Annotated in this window: 3 protein-coding genes; 1 reads left to right on the forward strand and 2 read right to left on the reverse strand. The window is 73.1% G+C overall.

The window, feature by feature from the left end; all coding sequences use genetic code 11:
* Positions 1 to 106: 106 nt before the first annotated feature.
* Positions 107 to 1,237, reverse strand: coding sequence for a PRC and DUF2382 domain-containing protein (locus AAHZ94_RS29610; protein WP_349996767.1), 1,131 nt, complete (start codon positions 1,235 to 1,237; stop codon positions 107 to 109).
* Positions 1,238 to 1,701: 464 nt separating this feature from the next.
* A complete protein-coding gene (locus tag AAHZ94_RS29615) occupies positions 1,702 to 2,934 on the reverse strand; it encodes an acyl-CoA dehydrogenase family protein (protein ID WP_349996769.1) in 1,233 nt (410 codons plus the stop codon).
* A 148-nt stretch (positions 2,935 to 3,082) separates the two neighbouring features.
* Here AAHZ94_RS29615 and AAHZ94_RS29620 point away from each other — a divergent pair, with 148 nt between their 5' ends.
* A complete protein-coding gene (locus AAHZ94_RS29620) occupies positions 3,083 to 4,069 on the forward strand; it encodes a GNAT family N-acetyltransferase (protein ID WP_349996770.1) in 987 nt (328 codons plus the stop codon).
* Positions 4,070 to 4,090: the final 21 nt, after the last annotated feature.

Genomic DNA, 4,090 nt, shown 5'->3' on the forward strand with positions numbered 1-4,090 from the left:
GGCGGCCGGGGGGGGGGGGCGCCCCCCCCCCGCGCCCCCCCCCCGGGGCCGGCGCGCGGGGGGGGGGGGGGGCCCGCGGGTGGGTGGGGTCGGTGGGTGGGGTCGCTCACCGCATGCCCTCGGGGCCCTCCTTGCTCCCCTCGTCGCCCTTCCCCATGCCGCGGCGTCCGCGGCCCGTGCCGTCGGAGCCCTCGTACTCCACGGTCTCCTTGCGTATCTGGGTGGAGACCTCCTGCTGTTCGGTGACCCGCTCGGTCTCCAGGCGCACGCGCTCCACGGGCACGGTCTCCTTGTGGACCACCGCGCGCTCCTCGTGCAGCGTGACCTCCACCGTGCCGTCCTCGATCCGGGCGGTGCGGCCCTGGCGCCGCATGTCATCCGCGGTGATCGGCTCGCGGGTCAGGTGCACCTCCTCGTGGCTGACAGGAACGGTGCGGCTCACGTTCTCGGTCACCACGTGTTTGCGCAGTCGGGCGCGTCCGCTCTCGTGCTCCTCGGTGCCGATGCGCACCTGCTCCTCGGAGAGGATCATCTCCTGGACGCCCTCCTTGGCCGCGGGTCCCTTCTGCATCCCGCGCGAGCCCTGCATGTCACCCGGCTTCTTCATGCCACCTGACTCCTTCATGCCGCTGGCGGCCCGCATGTCGGCGGAGTCCTTCGCCTCCCGGGACGCGGACTCCTTGGCCATCGCGTCGCCCGTCTCGGCGCCACGTCCGGCGCCCGCGCCGACCAGCTTCGGCCCGCCGGCATCGGCGCGCTGGCCGGACTCCCTGCCCATCGCGTACCCGGCGGCCCCGCCGCCCGCCGCACCGCCTGCCGCGCCCGCCGCCGCCTCGCCCGCCATGCCGCTCCGCCCGGCTCGCGCGTCCCGGCTCGTGGCGGTGTCCTGGCCGCCGCGGCCGGCGGGTGGCCCGGTGGGGTGCCGCAGCCCGTAGTGGCGGTAGAGCTCCGTCTCCTCCTCGGGGGACAGGTGACCCGCGGCGTCGATCCGCGGAGCGTCCTTGATCTCTTCCTTGCTGTAGGGAACGCGCAGATCGCCCGCGGAGTGCTGGGCTCCGGCCAGCGGGACGAAGGTCTCCTTCATGCCGAACAGGCCGGTCCGCACGGTGATCCACTCCGGTACGCCGGTGATGTCGTCGCTGTACACCTGCTGCACCGATCCGACCTTCTGGCCGTCCGGATCGACCACGTGCATGCCGGACAGCTCCTGTGGGGTGTCGCCCCGGGGTGCGGTCATCGCCACTGTCTCCTTTCGCGCGGAGCACGCACCGACACCGCTGGGCGTGCTGCCTCCATTGCGCGCGTCCGGGCACCACACGGCGACCGCTGGCGCTCCCCGCGGCCTCGGCCGGGGCCCGTACGGGGACGCCCGATGGGCCGCACGAGCGCCCGGTGTCGGGGTCACCGGGGAAATTCGGCCGTACTCCATTCGGGTGACACCGGAAGCGCCAGGTCGCCGCTCCCCCGGCCCCTCACCCGAACGGCGGTCCCACATCGCGCCATCCGAACGGCGCCGTCGCCGAGCAGCGCCGGTCCCCGGCGGTGCCGTCCGTTCGGCGCCACCGGAGCGGGGCAGCGGCCTGGCATGCGAAGGCCGCCCCGGCGGCACGGCGGGCCGGGGCGGCCCAGAACAGACCAGACCAGAGAGGAGAGGAGCAGGGCTAGTCGGGTCGGGTCACGGTGGGCCGAAACCCGGGGCGGTCAGCGGATGGGCAGCCCGGACAGGGTGCGGGCGATGACCAGGCGCTGGATCTCGCTGGTCCCCTCGAAGATCGTGTAGATCGCGCTGTCCCGGTGCATGCGCTCGACCGGGTAGTCGCGGGTGTAGCCGTTGCCGCCGAAGATCTGTATCGCCTGCGCGGTGACCTGCTTGGCCGTCTCGCTCGCGTACAGCTTGGACATCGAGCCCTCGGCCGAGGTGAACGGCTTGCCGGTGGCCGCCATCCACGAGGCGCGCCACACCAGCAGCCGGGCCGCGTCGATGTGCGTGCGCATGTCGGCGAGTTGGAAGGCCACACCCTGGTTGTCGATGATCGGGCGGCCGAACTGGGTGCGGGTCTTGGCGTACTCAAGTGCCTCCTCGTACGCAGCCCGCGCCGTGCCCACCGCCATCGCGCCCACCGCCGGGCGGGAGGCCTCGAAGGTGGCCATGGCGGCGTTCTTGACGCGCTCGGACCCGACGCCCTGGGCGCTGCGCTCGCGCGCCCGGGCCAGCCGCTCGTCCAGCTTCTCCTTGCCGCCCAGCAGGCAACTGCCCGGCACCCGCACGTCGGCGAGCACCACCTCGGCCGTGTGCGAGGCGCGGATGCCGTGCTTGTGGAACTTCTGCCCCTGGGTGAGCCCCGGCGTGTTCGGCGGCACGATGAAGGAGGCGTGTCCCTTGGAGCCGAGGTCGGGATCGACGACGGCGACCACCACGTGCACGTTCGCGATGCCGCCGTTGGTGGCCCAGGTCTTGGTGCCGTTCAGCACCCACTCGTCCGTGGCCTGGTCGTAGACGGCGCGGGTGCGCATGGCGCCCACGTCCGAGCCGGCGTCGGGCTCGGACGAGCAGAAGGCGGCGACCTTCACGTCGTCGGCGTCGCCGTACATCTGCGGCACCCAGGTGCCGATCTGCTCGTCGGTGCCGTTGGCCAGCACGCCGACGGCGGCGAGCCCGGTGCCGACGATGGACAGGGCGATGCCGGCGTCACCCCAGAAGAGTTCCTCCATCGTCATGGGGACACCGAGGCCGGTGGGGTCGAAGAACTGCTGGGCGTAGAAGTCGAGCGAGTAGATGCCGATCTTGGCGGCCTCCTGGATGATCGGCCAGGGGGTCTCCTCCCGCTCGTCCCACTCGGCGGCGGCCGGGCGCATCACGTCCCGGGCGAACCCGTGAATCCAGTCGCGTACGGACTTCTGGTCGTCGTTGAGTTCGAACGAGAACTCCGGCATGTCCCCTCCAGCCGCTCATTACCTTCGGTAACAGGAGTCTGTTACTCGCCAGTAGAGACTGTCAACTCCCAGGTCGGCCGGCAGCCGCTGGTCGGACGGGTGTTACGTTGCGCGCGCCGCACGGAACACCGGGGTGGAAGGCAGCACGATGGACACCACACAGCGCGACAACCAGCAGCGCGCCACCGAAGAGCGCCGACGCGCGTTGCTGGAGGCCGCCGACCGCGTCGTCCTGCGCGACGGGCCCGGCGCCTCGATGAACGCCATCGCCGCCGAGGCCGGCATCACCAAGCCGATCCTCTACCGGCACTTCGGCGACAAGGGCGGCCTCTACCGGGCGCTCGCCGTCCGGCACACCGACGCCCTGCTCGCCGCGTTGCGCGCGGCCCTGGACGCGCCGGCCCAGCGCCGGGCCCGGGTCGAGGCCACTTTGGACACCTATCTGGCCGCGATCGAGGCCAGGCCCCAGGTCTACCGGTTTCTCATGCACCCGGCCGACGACCAGGGCGAGGGCACCCCGTCCGAGCAGGGCTTCGAGGGCGGCCGGCACGCGGCACCGCTGCTGCGCCGGCTCGGCGAGGAGTTGGCCCGGGTCATCGCGGAGCGCGTGGACCTCGGCCCGGACGGCGAGGAGAAGGCCCGGGTGTGGGGGCACGGGATCGTCGGCATGATGCACGCCGCCGGCGACTGGTGGCTGCGCGACCGCCCCTGCCCCCGCGAACAGCTCGTCAGCCACCTCACCGACCTGCTGTGGGGACGCCTCGCGGACGCCGGCGACCGCCCCGGCCGGCCGCTCGCCGGCTTCCTGATCGGCTTCCACTCGCCGGACCGGCCCGGCACCGCCTACATCCACTTCGTCGGCGTCCACCCGGGGCTGCGCCAGCACGGCGTCGCCCGCGCGCTGTACGGGCGGTTCTTCGCCCGGGCCAGTTCGGCCCGGCGACAGGAGGTACGGGCGATCGTCTCGCCGGCCAACAAGCCGTCCATCGCCTTCCACCACGCCATGGGCTTCGTACCGGACGGCGGCGACTACGAGAGCGACGGCGTCCCCGTCCACCGCGACTACGACGGCCCCGGCCACGACCGGATCAGCTTCCGCCGACTGCTGAGCGGGGCACCTGCGGTGGCCGGCTAGCGGGCGCCGCGCGGCGGACCC

Source organism: Streptomyces sp. HSW2009 (assembly GCF_040240285.1).
Classification (GTDB): domain Bacteria; phylum Actinomycetota; class Actinomycetes; order Streptomycetales; family Streptomycetaceae; genus Streptomyces.

Excerpts from the sequence above, each read along its gene's own strand:
- AAHZ94_RS29610 (WP_349996767.1), bottom strand. The coding sequence starts at position 1,237 with ATGACCGCACCCCGGGGCGACACCCCACAGGAGCTGTCCGGCATGCAC.
- AAHZ94_RS29615 (WP_349996769.1), bottom strand. The coding sequence starts at position 2,934 with ATGCCGGAGTTCTCGTTCGAACTCAACGACGACCAGAAGTCCGTACGC.
- AAHZ94_RS29620 (WP_349996770.1), top strand. The coding sequence starts at position 3,083 with ATGGACACCACACAGCGCGACAACCAGCAGCGCGCCACCGAAGAGCGC.